We start from the raw sequence: 14,094 nt of genomic DNA, 5'->3' as shown, positions 1-14,094 counted from the left end.
ACCGCCCGACTCGACCCGAAGCAGGAGCCTTTCCATGACCGAAAGCCCCGAGCAGGACTACGACCCGGGCGACGTGGCCGTCATCGGCATGTCCCTGCGGGCGCCCGGCGCCCGTACCAAGGAGCAGTTCTGGGACAACCTCGTGCACGGCAGGGAGACGGTGTCGTTCCTGGAGAAGGACGACATCCACGTCGACGAGACCCTGATCCACAGCCCGTTCTACGTGCGGGCCTGCGGCGTGCTCGACACGTACGACAAGTTCGACCCGTCGGTGTTCGGCATCAGCGACCGGATGGCGGCCGCGATGACCCCGGAGAACCGGCTGTTCCTGGAGAGCGCGTGGGAGACGCTGGAGGACGGCGGCTACGACCCGGACCGGATCAACGCCGAGATCGGCATGTACGGCGCCAACAACCCGCAGACCGCCGCCCTTTACAGCTCCCCGCCGGACCGCGTCTCGGTCGGCCCCGAGGCGATCGAGGCGAGCCTCGCGTGGTCGCCGGACACCATGACGTCCAACGCCCTCTTCTACATGGGCCTGACCGGTGAGGCCGTCACCGTCGCCGCGGTCTGCGCGGGCTTCCACTACTCGGTGCACCTGGCCTGCCAGTCGCTGCTGCTCGGCCAGACCGACATGGCGATCGCCGGCGGCTCGATGGTCCGCCTTCCGCACCCCCGCGGTCACCTGTGGGAGGAGAACCGCATCCTGTCGAAGGACGGCCACTGCCGCCCGTTCGACGCGCGCGGCACCGGCACCGCGCTCTCCAGCGGTGTCGTCACGGTCCTGCTCAAGCCCCTTGGGCAGGCCGTCGCCGACCGCGACCACATCTACGCGGTGGTCAAGGGCTCGGCGGTCAACAACAACGGCGTCAGCGTGATGGCCTACGGTCTGGCCCAGCCCGAGCGGATGAGCGCGTGCATCGCAGCCGCCATGGAGGTCGGCGGCGTCACCCCGGACACCGTCTCCATGTACGAGGCCAACGGACTCGGCATGCCGATGACCGACGAGCTCGAAGTGCACGCGGCGAGCATGGCGTTCGGCAAGCAGACCGCCACCACCTCGATCGGCGGCGTCAAGGGCAACGTGGGCCACGGCGGTGTGGTCTCCGGCGGCTTCGGCGCGATCAAGGCCGCGCTGTCGCTGCACCACAGGACGCTTCCGGCGACGATCAACCTGACCGAGGTCAACGAGGACCTCGACCTGCCCAGCACCCCGTTCGTGCCGCAGCTGGAGACGGCGGACTGGGAGACGGAGTCCGGCATCCGCCGCGCGGGCATCACCTCGATCGGCGGCGGTGGCTACAACGCCCACCTGGTGCTCGAAGAGGCACCCGCCCCGGCCGAGCGTGCCCCCGAGGCCGGGGGCAGGCCCCGCCTGGCCACGCTCTCCGCGCTGGACGACGAGGCCCTCGCCCGGCAGCGCGCACGGCTGAAGGACTGGCTGATCGCCAACCCCCAGCTGCGTCTCGACGACATCTGCTTCAGCCTCAACCTGGGCCGCAAGGTGATGACCCGCCGCTGGGCGGCCGTGGTCCGCGGCCGCGAGGAGCTGATCGCCGCGCTGTCGGGCGAATCCGCGGGCGGCACGGTCACCGAGACCGCCGCGGCGCCTCGGGTGGACGCGGACTCCTTCCGGACGGGTGAGCACGGGATCGTGGCGAGCGGCACGGACGCGCCGGAGCTGTCCGCTCTCGCCGCCGCCTGGGTCACCGGCCACCAGGTGGACTTCGAGTCTCTGCACCAGGGCGAGACCAGCCACCGCGTGCCGCTGCCCACGTATCCGTTCCAGCCGCGCCGGTTCTGGCGTACGGACTGGTGACCATGAGCTCACCGGCACTGGACACCCTGGACCTGGGCGACCCCGACACCTTCGCCGACCACGACCTCGACGCGTTCTGGCGCCGTCTGCGGGACACCGCCCCGGTGCACTGGAACCCTCCGGTCGACGGCCGCCGCGGGTTCTGGGTGCTCTCCCGCCACGACGACATCATGGCCGCCTACCGGGACAACGTGAACTTCACGTCCGAGCGCGGCAACGTGCTCGTGACGCTCCTTGAGGGCGGTGACGCCGGAGCGGGGCGGATGCTCGCCGTCACCGACGGGCCCCGCCACCACGCGCTGCGCAAGATCCTTCAGCGGGTGCTCTCGCCGAGGGTGCTCGACGAGGTCGCGGTGACGGTGCGGGCCAACACCCGGCAGTGGATCCGCGAGGCGGTCGAGTCCGGCGGCTGCGACTTCGCCGAGCGGATCGCGAGCCGGATCCCGATGACCACGATCTCGAACCTGCTCGGAGTCCCCGAGCAGGACCGGGAGTTCCTGCTCTCCCTCACCAAGACCGCACTGTCGACGGACGACGAGGATGTCGACGAGGTCGACTCCGAGATGGCCCGCAACGAGATCCTGATGTACTTCATGGACATCGTCGAGGAGCGTCGCGAGGCACCGGGCGACGACGTGATCAGCATGCTGGTCGGCAGCTCCATCGACGGTGTGCCGCTGTCGGACGAGGACGTCGTGCTCAACTGCTACAGCCTGATCATCGGCGGCGACGAGACCAGCCGGCTCACGATGATCGACTGCGTCCGCACGCTCGCGGCCGAGACCGGGCAGTGGCGGCGGTTCAAGCACGGCGAGGTCGCGGTCGACACCGCGGTCGACGAGGTGCTGCGCTGGGCCTCGCCCACGATGCACTTCGGGCGCGGTGTCGTGCGCGAGACCGAACTGCACGGCGTGACGCTGCGTCCCGGCGAGATCGTCACGCTGTGGCACGCCTCGGGCAACCGCGACGAGCGGGTCTTTGCGCGGCCCGGGGAGTTCGACCTCGGCCGCACCCCCAACAAGCACATGGCCTTCGGCTACGGCCCGCACTTCTGCGTCGGCTCCTACCTGGCCAAGGTGGAGATCGCCGAACTGCTGCGGGCGCTGCGGGACTTCACCACCGGCTTCGAGCAGACCGACGAGGCACTGCCCATCCGGTCCAACTTCCTGACCGGGTTCTCCACGCTCCCGGTGCGGTTCCTGCCCGATCACTCCGGACTGAAAGAGGTCGACCGATGAGCGGCAACCCCTTCGACGGCGGCGGCGCCCTCGACCACGTCGAGCGGGAGCGCGGATGAACATCTACGTCTCCGGGCAGGGGGCCTTCGCGGTGCAGGTCGCGGAAGCCCTCCTGGACGAAGGGCACAAGATCGTCGGCGCGGCCGCGCCCCGGCTGCGCAAGGGGCGGACCGACGAGAGCAACGCGATGTCCTGGGACCGCCTGCGCTCCTGGGCGTTCCCCCGGGACATCCCGTGGACGGACTCGGCCGAACTGCGCGCCACGCACGTCCCCGACGGCGTCGACATCATCGTCGCCGCGCACTCGCACGCCTTCCTGGGCCGCCGCACACGGGCCAGGGCCTCCGTCGCCACCATCGGCTACCACCCCAGCCTGCTGCCGCTGCACCGCGGCAGGGACGCGATCCGGTGGACGATCCGCGACGGCGACAAGGTGACGGGCGGGAGCGTCTACCACCTCACCGAGCGCACCGACGCGGGGCCGCTCGCCGCCCAGGAGCACCTGTTCGTGCCCCCGGGCTCGACGGCGCAGAGCCTGTGGCGCGAGCATCTGGCCCCGCTCGGCGTGCGGTTGCTCCTGAAGGTCGTCGCCGACCTCGCGGCGGACCGGCGGATCGAGGTCCCCCAGGACGAGAAGGTCGCGACCTGGGAGCCCGCGATGGACTCGAAGCCGCTGTTCAAGCCGGAGCTCATCGCGCTGCCGGGACAGGCGCGGGTCGACGGCAGCAAGTGGGCGCTGCACGAGGGGTGAACTCCCCCGGTTCCCCTCGGGTGGCCCGGCGGACGTTCCGCCGGGCCACCCCGCACCGCGCGGTCCCCGCGCGGTGCGCGGCTAGTTCGCGGAGGTCCGCGCGAGGGTCACCACGCAGGAGTACGCGACCGCGTCGTTCTGCTCGGCGACCACGCGGACCCGGGCGCGTCCCGCCAGGTCGTCGGGGAGCGACTCGGCCAGGAACCAGCAGGGGCTGTCGAGTTCGACGTAGCGCGTGAAGACCGAGTCCATGCCGACGACCACGCTCGGCCGGGGGTGCGCCATGGCCTCGGCGGACTGGCGCGCGGCTTCGAGCAGCAGCATGCCGGGCGCGTGGTCGACGGGGTGGTCGAAGAGCACCGGGTGGGCCGTGTCGGCGCGCAGCTGCCAGCGGTTGACGCTGTCGGTACTGGAGAGCACGACGTCGTCGAAGCGCTCACGGCCGACGGGCCCCGCGGGCGCGGGCGGAGCGAGCGGCAGCACACGGGCGTTGACCGCGGCGATGTCGGCGTAGTCGCCGCGCAGCCGCTCGTAGACCGCGCGGTCCTGGATGGCGAAGCGGGTGCGGGCGGTGGCCAGCGGGGCGCCGTCGCGCAGGGCCTCGACGTGCATGGTGATGGCCGCGGCCCGGGTCCTGCGGTAGGCGACGTCCGGGCAGGTGATGCGCAGTTCGATCTCGGCGCCGTCCCCTTCGGCGGCCAGTGCGTCGGGCGCGAGGCTCCAGTGGAAGTCGTGCCACAGGAGCTGGTGTCCGAGCGGCACCTCGTAGGCGCCGTGGGATATGAGCGGCAGTGTCTGGCGGATCGTCTCGCTCAGCAGGAGCGGGTCGTGCAGGCCGTGGCGGGTGACGTAGAAGGCGTGCGTACGAGGCCAGTGAGCGGTGACCGTGAAGGCGTCGTCCCCCGTGCGCCCCCAGCGGTCGAGCAGGACTTCGTCCTGGTTTGTCTTGTGCGTCAAGGCCTGCGGAACAACCGTGGTCCGGTCCTGAGCGAGGTGCAACGACATGACTGACTCTCCCCAACGTGCTGTTATGCGATGCGACCGAGGCCCCTGGTGGTGCCGTGAGGCCCGCTCGCATAACATAGAGGTCATTCTTTTTGTTTGTCGAGAAACGCCGAAAGACCAGGAGCCGCGAGCATGGCGCGCCAGATGCAAGAACGGGCCCAACGAACACGCGAAGTACTGCTGCGCGCCGCCGCCGAGGTGTTCGACGAAGTGGGTTACGCGGGCGCCAGCATCAACAAGATCCTCGACCAGGCGGGCGTCACCGCGGGGGCCGTGTACTTCCACTTCAAGTCGAAGGAGGGCCTGGCCCGCGCGGTGATCCTCGAACAGGCCGCCGACCTGAAGTTCCCGCAGGAGCACGACGGCCTGCAGCAGCTGGTCGACATGACCCAGTACCTGGCCCTCGAGATGCAGCGCAACAGCCTGTTCCGCGCGGGCGTGCGGCTCGCGGTCGAGCAGAGCGAGTCCGGCCTCCAGGACTACACGATCTACGACTGGTGGACCGAGCACTTCCGCGAACAGCTGGTCAGGGCGGGCGAGTTGGGGGAACTGCTGCCGGACGTGAACGAGGCGGAGTTCGCCCAGCAACTGGTCGGCTCGTACACGGGAACGCAGATCATGTCGCAGATCTCCTGCGCGCGCGCCGACCTCCCGCAGCGGATCACCACCATGTGGCGCTATCTGCTGCCCGCCATCGCGCCCGCCGAGGTGATCGCCCGCCTCGACCTCTCGCCCAAGTCCCCCGAGGCGACCCCCCTCAAGGGCTCGAAGGCCGCCAAGGGCGAGGAGACGGACGCGTGAACCCGCTGCGTGTGATCCTCACCGGCGCGACCGGCTTCGTCGGCTCGGCCGTGCTCCGCGAACTCCTCGCCGCGCGGGCGCAGGAGGGCGGCGTGCAGGTGCGGGCCCTCGCCCGCAGCGCGTCCGGCCGCCCCGCGTGGCCGGGCCTCGTCTGGGAGAGCGCCGACCTCACGGCGCCCGACTCCCTGCACGACGTCGGGCGCGACGCGGACGTCCTGATCCACCTCGCCTCCCTCGTCAGCGGGGACGAGGCCACCTGCGCGGCGGTCAACGTGCACGGCACGAGGGCCCTGATGGCGCAGGCGCGGCGGGCCGGCATCGGGCGGATCGTCCATCTGTCCACCGCCGCGGTCTACGGCCCCGGCCCCCACAGCGGGCCCGCCGTGGGCGAGATCACCCCCGCGCCCACATCCGCGGCCAGCCGTACGCGGCTTGAGGGCGAGTCGGCGGCCCTCGCGGCGGGCGCGACGGTGCTGCGGCCGGGGCTGATCCTGGGGCGCGGGGACCGCTGGGTCGTCCCGGGCCTGACCGAGCTGCGGGCGCGCGTGCCCGCGCAGTGGGACGGCGGCCGGGCGCTGCTGTCCATGGTGGACGTCGACGACCTCGCCCGGCTGATCGTCGCCCTGGCGTGCGCGCCGGGGGACGGACTCGCCGGGGTGCACCACGCGAGCCATCCCGTGCCCGTACGCAACGGGGACCTGATGTCCCGCCTGACGGCGCTCGGGGTGCTCGATCCGGTGGCCGACGACTGGACGTGGCAGGAGTGCCTCGACCGCTTCGAGCGGACGCCCGGCCGCATGTCGGAGCGTCAGTTCTCGCTCCTGGCACGCGATCACTGGTACCGCGGCGAGGAGATCTGGCGGGCGGCGGGCTGCCCCGAGGGCCCCGGGCCCCTGGAACGCCTCGCCGACGCCGCGGCCTGGTACCGGGAGCAGCGGGCGAGCACTTCCTAGCGGGGCGGGCGGGAGCGCCGGGGCGGCCCGCGGATGCGGCGCGGAGGGTCAAGTTGCCAAAGCCGTAGGCGATATGGCTGATCATCGACGCCCTGGGCACAGGGGTGGGATAACTTCCGGTTACCGCCGCACCACCGCCCGGAGGAGACGTGCAACCGTCCGCCCGAAGCCCTCTGTGCTCGCTTCTCGCACACCCCGCCCCGCTCTGCGCCTGTCCGCACTCGGCGCCCTGGTGAGCCAGGCACGAGCAGTGAAGACCCGCCGCGCCCTGATCGCGGCGGCAGCCGCCGAGTTCGACCGCAACGGCTACGCGGGCACGTCCCTGGCCCGCGTCTGCTCCGCCGCGGGCGTCACCATGGGGGCGCTGACCTTCCACTTCCCCACGAAGGGCGATCTGGCCGCCGCCGTGGGCGACGAGGGCGCGGACGTCACGTGCGAGGAGCTGCGCGCCGTCGCGGCGCGGCCCGCCCAAGGCCTGGGCTCTCTGGTCGAGTCGACCGTGGCGCTGGCCCGGCTCCTGGAGGAGGACGTCGTCGTGCGGGCGGCCGCGCGCCTCGGGCAGGAGCGCGCGGGCACGGAGATGAACAGCTGGCACGCGGCGTGGATGCCGCAGGTGCGCGAACTCCTCGACAGGTTCGCGAAGGACGCCGCGGAGTACGGCGATCCGGCGGGCATCGAGCTCCTGGTCATCTATCTGGTGGCCGGCGCGGAGGCCGTGATACGGGCGGGGCGGCTCGACGGCAGCGCCCAGGAACAGGTGCGCCGCCTGTGGGAGTTACTGCTCAGCGGCTCCGGGAACCGGTGCGCCTCCGCGTGACGTGAGAGCGCCGCCCGCAACACCCAGCACCCAGCACCCAGCACCCAGCACGTCAAAAGTACGCACCAACCTCTCGAAGTTGCGAGCCGGGTACACCCCCGACGAGAAAAAATAGCGAGCGTTCTCTATTCTTTAGGGGTGTCGCCCGTGAGCGGGCCGGTACGAGGGAGGGAACGGGCATGTTCGTACAGCAGGAGACTCGAAAATCGGCGTCGTCCTCGGCCTTCGCCGAGGAGCTGTTCCGCCGGTTGCCCCGGGCGGATCAGCGCAGATGGGCCCAGACCTATCTGCAGGCGCTGCTGGTCACACCGGGCAAGAAGACGATGCGCCGCCTCGCGGCCTCCGTCTCGGACTCGCCCACCGCTTCCCAGGCCCTGCACCAGTTCGTCAACGCCAGCCCCTGGCTGTGGTCGGAGGTGCGCGAGGACCTGGTCTGGCAGGTCAACCGGTACGCCAGGCCGAGGGCCTGGACCATCGCCCCGGTGGTGCTGCCCAAGCGCGGCACCAAGTCCTGCGGGGTGCACCGCCGTTTCGCCCCCGAGCTGGGGCGCTCCGTCAGCTGCCAGCTGGCCATCGGCGCGTTCCTGTCGACCGGGGTCGGGGAGGTCCCGGTCGACTGGTCCCTGCACCTGCCCGGCGCGTGGCTGGACGACCCGGTGCTGCGCCGGCGCGCCCGCATCCCCGACGCGGCGAAGGCGCGCTCGGTGGCCGCCGGCGTACTGAGCCTCGCCGACAACCTCGTCGCCCGCAGTCCGCACCGGCCGCTTCCGGTGGTGGCGGACATCTCCGGGCACGGCGACCCGGGCGAGCTCCTGCAGGGACTGAGCGCCCGCGGCCGGGAGTTCGTCGTCGCCGTCCCCGCGGGGCTGCCCCTCGTGCCCGACGGACCGCCGCGGGGTCCGCGGTGGCGCGAGTCCACTCCGGCGCTGCCCGCCGAGCGGCTGCTGCGGGCGCAGGGCAGGGCCGCGGCGCGCGGCGGCCGGTCCGGCAGCGCGTGGGTGCGGCTCGCCGGGGAGCGGAGCATGGACCCGCGGCCCTGCCGGCTCTTCGTCGAACCGCGCCCCGGCCCCGGCGGGCCGCGCACCGGACAGCTGTGGATCACCAACCTGATCCACCGGTCCACCGAGGAACTCCTCGGCCTGGTCGGCGCGCAGGCGGCCACGGCGGACACCCTGCACAGCCTGGCGGCCGACTTCGGGCTGTACGACTTCGAGGGCCGCTCCTACCCCGGCTGGCACCACCACATGACTCTGGTCTCCGCGGCCTTCGCCTACCACAGCCTGACGGCCGACCGGGCTCCGTCCGCGGCGCTCCGCTCGGCCTGAACCACTGGAACTCCAGGCGCAGTTCCCCGCCCTGAAGGGACGCGGGGAACTGCGCGACCAGCCACGACGATGCGGCGGACGGCCAACGGCACATCGCGGCGGTCCCAGCGGAGCCCTTACGCCGCCGCCCCCGACAACTCCCGGGCGGCGCCTTCGTGTTCCACCCGCACGGCCGGGGCCGGGGAAGCCGCGTTCGCGAGGGTGCCCGCCACGTCCTCCAGGCAGATGTCGAACCACTGCAGATAGGTGCGGGTCCGCGCGGCGTCCGCGTAGTGGCGCCAGACCCGGTCCACGCCCGCCACGCCGCGCGCCGCGACCGCGCGCAGGGCCGGCGGCCGCAGGGCACTGACCGTGCCCGTGGTCACCAACTCCTCCGCGTAGAAGGCGGATCGGGAGGCGTCGTGCGCCGCGGTGACCCACAGCAGCCTCGGCTCGGGCACGCCCGCCGCGGCGAGCGCTCCCCAGCGGGCCGAGCCGAAGGTCATGTCGTGCGTCTGGTGGGCGAGCCGGGCGGCCGCGAGACCCGCGCGGCCGCGCAGCGCCTTGGCCTCGTCGGAGCCGATGAGGTCGAGGCGGGCGTCGACCCGCTCGTCCACGGCGGCCACCCCGAAGGCGATCAGCGCGACGGGGCCGCCCTGGACGCCGCGCTCCTCGCCGTGCCCTGCGGCGAGGCGGCGTTCGAGGCCTTCGAGGACCGCGTCGGCCACGTCCGCGTAGCTCCGCGGCGAGTGGACGCCCGTCACCTCGACCCCGATCCCCTCGGCCAGGCAGCCCGTGACCGCCGGAAGCAGCCCGGCGGTGCCGGGCAGCCGTACGACGAGATTGGGCCGGTCCGCGGCCGAGCGCAGCACACGGGCCCGCGCGATCAGGGACGCCACGTCCGTGTCCGCCCCCACCTGGACCGGGACGGACACCAGCCCGTCGCGGCCCGCGCTCTCACGGTGCGTGGGCGCGAGCCGCTCGCACAGCTCCCGGACCGCGTCGAGGTGCCAGGAACCGGCAGGCCCCATCCGCACCCCGGTCGCACCGCTCTCCCCGAGCAGCCGCCACAGGTGGTCGTCGCCCGGAGCCGTCGCGGCCCCCTGGGCGTCCACCCACACGCTGACGCCCGCCCCGGACAGTCTCCTCACCGCATTCCTCATGGATGTGCTCCCCTCCCTCGCCCACGGCGATGTCACCGTCGCGATGTCACAGTCGTTCGAGAACGGCGCAGGTCCAGCTGAACCCCGCGCCCACCCCCACGAGCAGCACCCGCTCGCCCGGTGCGAGACGGTCCTCCTCCAGGAGCTTCGCCAGGCCGGCCGGCTGGTCGCCCGCGCCGAGGTGACCGATCGTCAGACCCCAGTCCTGGAGCGTGACCCCGGGCTCGATGCCGAGCGGCTTCAGGCACTGCAGCCGGGACAGCTTGGCGCCGAAGAACGGCACGACCACGGCCGCCATGTCACTCATCTCCGCGCCGGCCGCCGCGAGGCAGTTCTCGACCGCGGTGAGCATGCCGGTCTCGTTGCGGGTGGTGATCTCCTCGACGGGGTGGTGCCGCAGGAAGCCCTTCTTCCGCGCGACGAGGTCGAGCGGCCCCGCCTGTCCCGCGCTGTCGCGGAAGGGCTCCTCTCCCCGGTGCAGCCCTTCGAGCAGCGGCTGCGACCAGGCGGCCGTGGCCACCAGGCGCAGCGCGCCGGGCCGCCGGGACAGCAGCACGGCCGTGCCCGCGTCACCGAAGGCCAGGCCCCGGTCGGTGGTCCAGCGCGGGAAGGCCGGTCCGGCGAAGCGGTCGCCGGTGGTGACCAGGGCCGCGCCGGTGTCGGGCACCGCGGTGAGCCGGGCCGCGGCCGTCTCCAATGCGCTCACGCCGCCGTTGGACATCTGCCGCAGCTCGAAGGCCACGCACTCGCCGTGCCCGAGGACCTGCTGCTGGACGTAGGCGGCCGTGTTCCAGAACTCCAGGCCCTGGTACCAGCAGTCGGCGTGGATGAGCAGCCCCACGTCCAGCGGGTCGCGCCCGCTCGCGGCGAGCGCCTTCCCGCCCGCGGCGACGGCGAGTTCGGGCCCGCTGCGGTCTTGGCTGACCGACACCGACACCTGCCGGCTCGTCTCGGCCTCCTCGGCGCCCAACAGGCCCGCGGCCACTGCCTCCTTGCTGGTCTGGGCCGTGCCGAGCGCCACCGCGGCGCTCTCCACGTAGATGTCGTGCCAGCGCACGGCTCCCCGCGCCATCAGCGGTCGCTCCACCGCGGGCTGGGACCGAACCTGCGGGCCGCGGTCTGCTTCTCGTACGGCATGCCGGGCGGCATGTTGAGCACCTCCAGCTGGAAGCCGCCGACGCCGCGGAAGTAGACCCAGCGGTCGCCGTGGATCGGGCCGCCGTCCTCGATGAGCTGGGGCTCGCCGAGCACCTCGGCGCCGGGCAGCTCGTCGAGCCAGGCCGCGGCGCGCGCCACGTCGTCGACGAAGAACGCCAGGTGGTGGCCGCCGACGTCGCTGTTGCGCGGGCGCTCGACGCGCTGCCCCTCGATCTCGCAGCTGCTCAGTTCGAGGTTGGTGACCGGGCCGAGCCGGATCACCGCGGTCTCGATGCGGAAGGGGCGGTCGACGCCGAACTGGCCTGCCGCCAGGGCCTTGTCGACGGACTTCGCGGAACGGTGGACGAGTTCGCCGCCCATCGGCCCGGTGAAGAAGGCGACCGCCTCGTCCAGGTCCTCGACCGTGTAGCCGACGTGGTCGACGCCGCGCGCGGTGGGCAGGCCGGGGCCGCTCCAGTCCGCGGCGGGCCGGTAGACACGGGCCTCGGTCTCCTTCTCGTACGGCAACCCGGTTGCCACCTCGCGCAGTTCGAGGCGGAGCCCGCCGTCGGTCAGGACGTGGATCCAGCGGTTGCCCGCGGTCGGCCCCGCCGTCTCGGTGCGGGGCTCGCCGAGGACGCGTACGCCCTGCTCCTCGCGGAGCCGGTCCAGGGCCAGGTCCAGGTCGCCGACGTGGATGCCGATGTGGTGGCCGCCGACGTCGGTGAAGTCGGGGACCTGTGTGCGCTGTTCGGGCGCGGTGTACTGGAACAGCTCCAGGTTGCTCACCGGACCGAAGCGCAGCATCGCGATGTGTGTGCTCGCCCGGGGGTGGACGCCGAGCTGGCGCGCCATCCAGTCGCTGTCCGGCTCCTCGACCGGGCCGAGCCGGTAGAGCAGTTCGGCGCCGAGGACGCGGGTGAAGAGGTCCACCGCGCGGTCGAGGTCGGGCACGGTGTACGCGTAGTGGTCCACGTTGCGCAGGGTCGGGATGACGGCGACGGGCGCCTCGGTCGCCAGGGATGCTGACACGGTGTGCTCCAGAGGAGAGTCGGGTGGGGCTGCGGGGCTCAGACGCTGCCCGCGTGGGCGGCGTTGGCGACGGCGGCGGTCAGCGCCATGCCGCCGTCGACGAGGGTCGACGTGCCGGTCGTGTAGGCGGCCGCGGGCGAGGCGAGGTACGCGACGAGCGCGGCCACTTCCTCCGGGCGGCCGGGGCGGCCCGCCGGGATCGCCGGGCGGGCGATCTGCGCGGCGTCCATGCCGGTGGGGACGTTGTTCATGGGCGTGGCGGTCTCGCCGGGCGCGACGGCGTTGACCGTGATGCCGTGCGGGGCGAGGTCGAGGGCCATGGCCTTGGTCAGCGCGCCGAGTCCGCCCTTGGCGGCGCAGTACGTGCTGCCCTCGCCGATCGGCAGGTGCTCGTGGACGCTGGTGATGTTGATGATCCGGCCACCCCTGCCCTGCGCGATCATCTGCCGCGCGGCGACCTGCGAGAGGTGGAAGGGGCTGGTCAGGTTGACCGTGAGGACGCGCTGCCAGTCGTCGAGGGTCTCCTCGGTCACGGACGCGCGGCGGTTGATGCCCGCGTTGTTGACCAGGACGTCGATGCCGCCGACGGTCTCGGCCGTCTCCCGGAGCGCCTCGCCCGCGGCCTCGGGGTCGAAGAGGTCCAGGCCGAGGGTGTGGGCGTCCACCCCGTGCCGTACGGCGACGGTGTCGGCGAGCTCCTTGGCGGCCGCGGCCTGCCGGCCGTAGCCGACCACGAGGTCGTGTCCTGCCGCGCCCAGGGCCTGGGCGACCGCGGCGCCGATGCCCGAACTGGCTCCGGTGACAAAGGCGATGGGTCGGGACATGAGTGTGTGCCCTTTCTGAAGAGTACGAGGGGAGGGAGAAGGGGGAGGGAGAAGAAGGAGGCGGTCCCGCCCCCGCCCCCGGCGCCGCGTGGGGAGACGGCGCCGGGGTCAGGTGCGCGGGGGCGGGGCCGCCTCGGCTCAGGGGCGGGACGTCACCGAGAGGGCGACCTTGGGGGCGGCCCTGCGGCCGTTCTCCAGGAGGTCGAAGGCCTCGTCGGCGGCGGCCAGCGGGAAGACGTCCGCGATCATGCCCTTGGCGGTCAGGACGCCTTCCTCGAAGAGCCGCAGCGCGCGCTCGTAGTAGTCGAGCCCGTGCCGTACGCCGACCATGGTGACGCCGCGCAGCACCATCTCGGCCGCGTCGACCGAGGGCAGCGTCGCGTTCGGCACGCCGACCGCGGCGATGCGGCCGCCGATGTCGGCGACCCGCAGCGACTCCAGGAGCGCGGAGACCGCGCCGGACGCCTCGATGACGACGTCGTAGCGGCCGTCCTTGGCCTCGCCCGGCAGGAAGGCGTGTTCGGCGCCCATGCGCAGCGCGGTGCCGATGCCGGCGTCGTCGACGCCGACCACGTCGACCGTGCCGGCGACCCGGCGGGCCATCTGCACGGCGAGCAGCCCCATGGTGCCGGTGCCCATGACCAGGACGCGTTCGCCGGGGAAGACACCGACCTTGTCCAGCGCGGCGAGGACGGTGACGGCGGGTTCGGCCAGGGCGGCGGCGAAGTCGTCGACGCCCGGCGGAACCTTGGTCAGCGACTGGGCGGGCAGCCGGATGAACTCCGCGGCCGCGCCCTGCTGGCCGTACAGGCCCACCTCCTTGAGCTGGGAGCACTCGTTGCGGTGGCCGCGCTGGCAGGCCCGGCAGCCGCCGCAGGAGAGCATCGTCTGGCCGACGACGCGGTCGCCGATGTCCAGCTGGCGCGAGTACTGGCAGTTGCCAGCGATGGCGACGACCCGCCCGACCCACTCGTGGCCGAACACGTGCGGCATGACCGCGCGGCCGTCCTTGACGTAGCTGGCGGTGCCGTGCAGCAGTTCGAGGTCGGTGCCGCAGATGCCGACGGTGGTCGGCGCGACGAGTACGTAGCCCAGTTCGGGCCCCGGTATCTCCAGCTGCACCGGGCCGACCTTGCCTGCCTCCAGGACGGCCGCGGCAGTCATGGAGCCGTTCGGCCAGCGGCCGCACAGCAGGTCGTCGGTGGGTGGCAGCACCTTGTCGTGGTGTTCGCTCAAAGCATCCCCTCCTG

The 14,094-nt window shown here is 72.7% G+C and carries 13 protein-coding genes; 7 read left to right on the top strand and 6 right to left on the bottom strand.

Annotated features, from left to right (window positions below):
- Positions 1 to 34: 34 nt before the first annotated feature.
- The 3 genes from ACZ4D5_RS28955 to ACZ4D5_RS28945 are packed head-to-tail and all read left to right on the top strand — an operon-like array spanning position 35 to position 3,808.
- Positions 35 to 1,819 (top strand): beta-ketoacyl synthase N-terminal-like domain-containing protein, encoded by a 1,785-nt coding sequence (locus ACZ4D5_RS28955; RefSeq protein ID WP_467775378.1) that lies wholly within the window; start codon positions 35 to 37, stop codon positions 1,817 to 1,819.
- Complete coding sequence (locus ACZ4D5_RS28950; RefSeq protein WP_467775377.1) at positions 1,816 to 3,057, top strand: cytochrome P450; 1,242 nt, start codon at positions 1,816 to 1,818, stop codon at positions 3,055 to 3,057. The genes ACZ4D5_RS28955 and ACZ4D5_RS28950 overlap by 4 nt, the downstream gene beginning before the upstream one ends.
- 55 nt (positions 3,058 to 3,112) lie before the next feature.
- Positions 3,113 to 3,808, top strand: a complete 696-nt coding sequence (locus tag ACZ4D5_RS28945; protein WP_467775376.1) for a formyltransferase family protein — start codon at positions 3,113 to 3,115, stop codon at positions 3,806 to 3,808.
- An 81-nt stretch (positions 3,809 to 3,889) separates the two neighbouring features.
- Here the strand turns inward: ACZ4D5_RS28945 and ACZ4D5_RS28940 are convergent, their stop codons facing one another.
- On the bottom strand, positions 3,890 to 4,765 hold the full coding sequence (locus ACZ4D5_RS28940) for a ScbA/BarX family gamma-butyrolactone biosynthesis protein (RefSeq protein WP_467775375.1): 876 nt from the start codon (positions 4,763 to 4,765) through the stop codon (positions 3,890 to 3,892).
- Positions 4,766 to 4,945: 180 nt separating this feature from the next.
- On the opposite strand from ACZ4D5_RS28940, the gene ACZ4D5_RS28935 reads away from it, so the two are divergent.
- From ACZ4D5_RS28935 to ACZ4D5_RS28920, 4 genes are all read left to right on the top strand, one after another.
- The gene (locus ACZ4D5_RS28935; RefSeq protein ID WP_467775374.1) at positions 4,946 to 5,614 is read left to right on the top strand and encodes a ScbR family autoregulator-binding transcription factor; all 669 of its coding nucleotides are present in this window, start codon (positions 4,946 to 4,948) and stop codon (positions 5,612 to 5,614) included.
- Positions 5,611 to 6,567 carry an NAD-dependent epimerase/dehydratase family protein gene (locus tag ACZ4D5_RS28930; protein ID WP_467775373.1) on the top strand — a complete coding sequence of 319 codons (957 nt, stop codon included), beginning with the start codon at positions 5,611 to 5,613 and terminating at the stop codon, positions 6,565 to 6,567. Before ACZ4D5_RS28935 ends, ACZ4D5_RS28930 begins: the two co-directional genes overlap by 4 nt.
- A gap of 175 nt (positions 6,568 to 6,742) precedes the next feature.
- Positions 6,743 to 7,384: a TetR family transcriptional regulator gene (locus ACZ4D5_RS28925; RefSeq protein WP_467775372.1), complete on the top strand. Its 642-nt coding sequence runs from the start codon at positions 6,743 to 6,745 to the stop codon at positions 7,382 to 7,384.
- Positions 7,385 to 7,563: 179 nt separating this feature from the next.
- A complete protein-coding gene (locus tag ACZ4D5_RS28920; protein WP_467775371.1) occupies positions 7,564 to 8,709 on the top strand; it encodes an IS701 family transposase in 1,146 nt (381 codons plus the stop codon).
- A gap of 116 nt (positions 8,710 to 8,825) precedes the next feature.
- On the opposite strand, the gene ACZ4D5_RS28915 is transcribed toward ACZ4D5_RS28920, so the two are convergent.
- From ACZ4D5_RS28915 to ACZ4D5_RS28895, 5 genes are all read right to left on the bottom strand, one after another.
- Positions 8,826 to 9,851 carry a transaldolase family protein gene (locus ACZ4D5_RS28915; protein WP_467775370.1) on the bottom strand — a complete coding sequence of 342 codons (1,026 nt, stop codon included), beginning with the start codon at positions 9,849 to 9,851 and terminating at the stop codon, positions 8,826 to 8,828.
- Positions 9,852 to 9,897: 46 nt separating this feature from the next.
- Positions 9,898 to 10,923, bottom strand: coding sequence for a ketoacyl-ACP synthase III family protein (locus ACZ4D5_RS28910; RefSeq protein ID WP_467775369.1), 1,026 nt, complete (start codon positions 10,921 to 10,923; stop codon positions 9,898 to 9,900).
- Positions 10,923 to 12,020 carry a VOC family protein gene (locus ACZ4D5_RS28905; RefSeq protein WP_467775368.1) on the bottom strand — a complete coding sequence of 366 codons (1,098 nt, stop codon included), beginning with the start codon at positions 12,018 to 12,020 and terminating at the stop codon, positions 10,923 to 10,925. Before ACZ4D5_RS28905 ends, ACZ4D5_RS28910 begins: the two co-directional genes overlap by 1 nt.
- Positions 12,021 to 12,058: 38 nt before the next feature.
- Entirely contained in the window at positions 12,059 to 12,844 is a 786-nt protein-coding gene (locus tag ACZ4D5_RS28900) for an SDR family oxidoreductase (protein WP_467775367.1), read from the bottom strand.
- A 138-nt stretch (positions 12,845 to 12,982) separates the two neighbouring features.
- A complete protein-coding gene (locus ACZ4D5_RS28895) occupies positions 12,983 to 14,080 on the bottom strand; it encodes a zinc-dependent alcohol dehydrogenase (RefSeq protein WP_467775366.1) in 1,098 nt (365 codons plus the stop codon).
- Positions 14,081 to 14,094: the final 14 nt, after the last annotated feature.

Source organism: Streptomyces sp. NPDC025651, assembly GCF_055558735.1.
Note: the sequence above shows the minus strand (reverse complement) of the source record. Positions and strands in the feature narration are given on the sequence as shown.

Coding starts and splice junctions, on each gene's coding strand:
- ACZ4D5_RS28955 (WP_467775378.1), top strand. CDS start 35: ATGACCGAAAGCCCCGAGCAGGACTACGACCCGGGCGACGTGGCCGTC.
- ACZ4D5_RS28945 (WP_467775376.1), top strand. CDS start 3,113: ATGAACATCTACGTCTCCGGGCAGGGGGCCTTCGCGGTGCAGGTCGCG.
- ACZ4D5_RS28935 (WP_467775374.1), top strand. CDS start 4,946: ATGGCGCGCCAGATGCAAGAACGGGCCCAACGAACACGCGAAGTACTG.
- ACZ4D5_RS28920 (WP_467775371.1), top strand. CDS start 7,564: ATGTTCGTACAGCAGGAGACTCGAAAATCGGCGTCGTCCTCGGCCTTC.
- ACZ4D5_RS28915 (WP_467775370.1), bottom strand. CDS start 9,851: ATGAGGAATGCGGTGAGGAGACTGTCCGGGGCGGGCGTCAGCGTGTGG.
- ACZ4D5_RS28910 (WP_467775369.1), bottom strand. CDS start 10,923: ATGGCGCGGGGAGCCGTGCGCTGGCACGACATCTACGTGGAGAGCGCC.
- ACZ4D5_RS28900 (WP_467775367.1), bottom strand. CDS start 12,844: ATGTCCCGACCCATCGCCTTTGTCACCGGAGCCAGTTCGGGCATCGGC.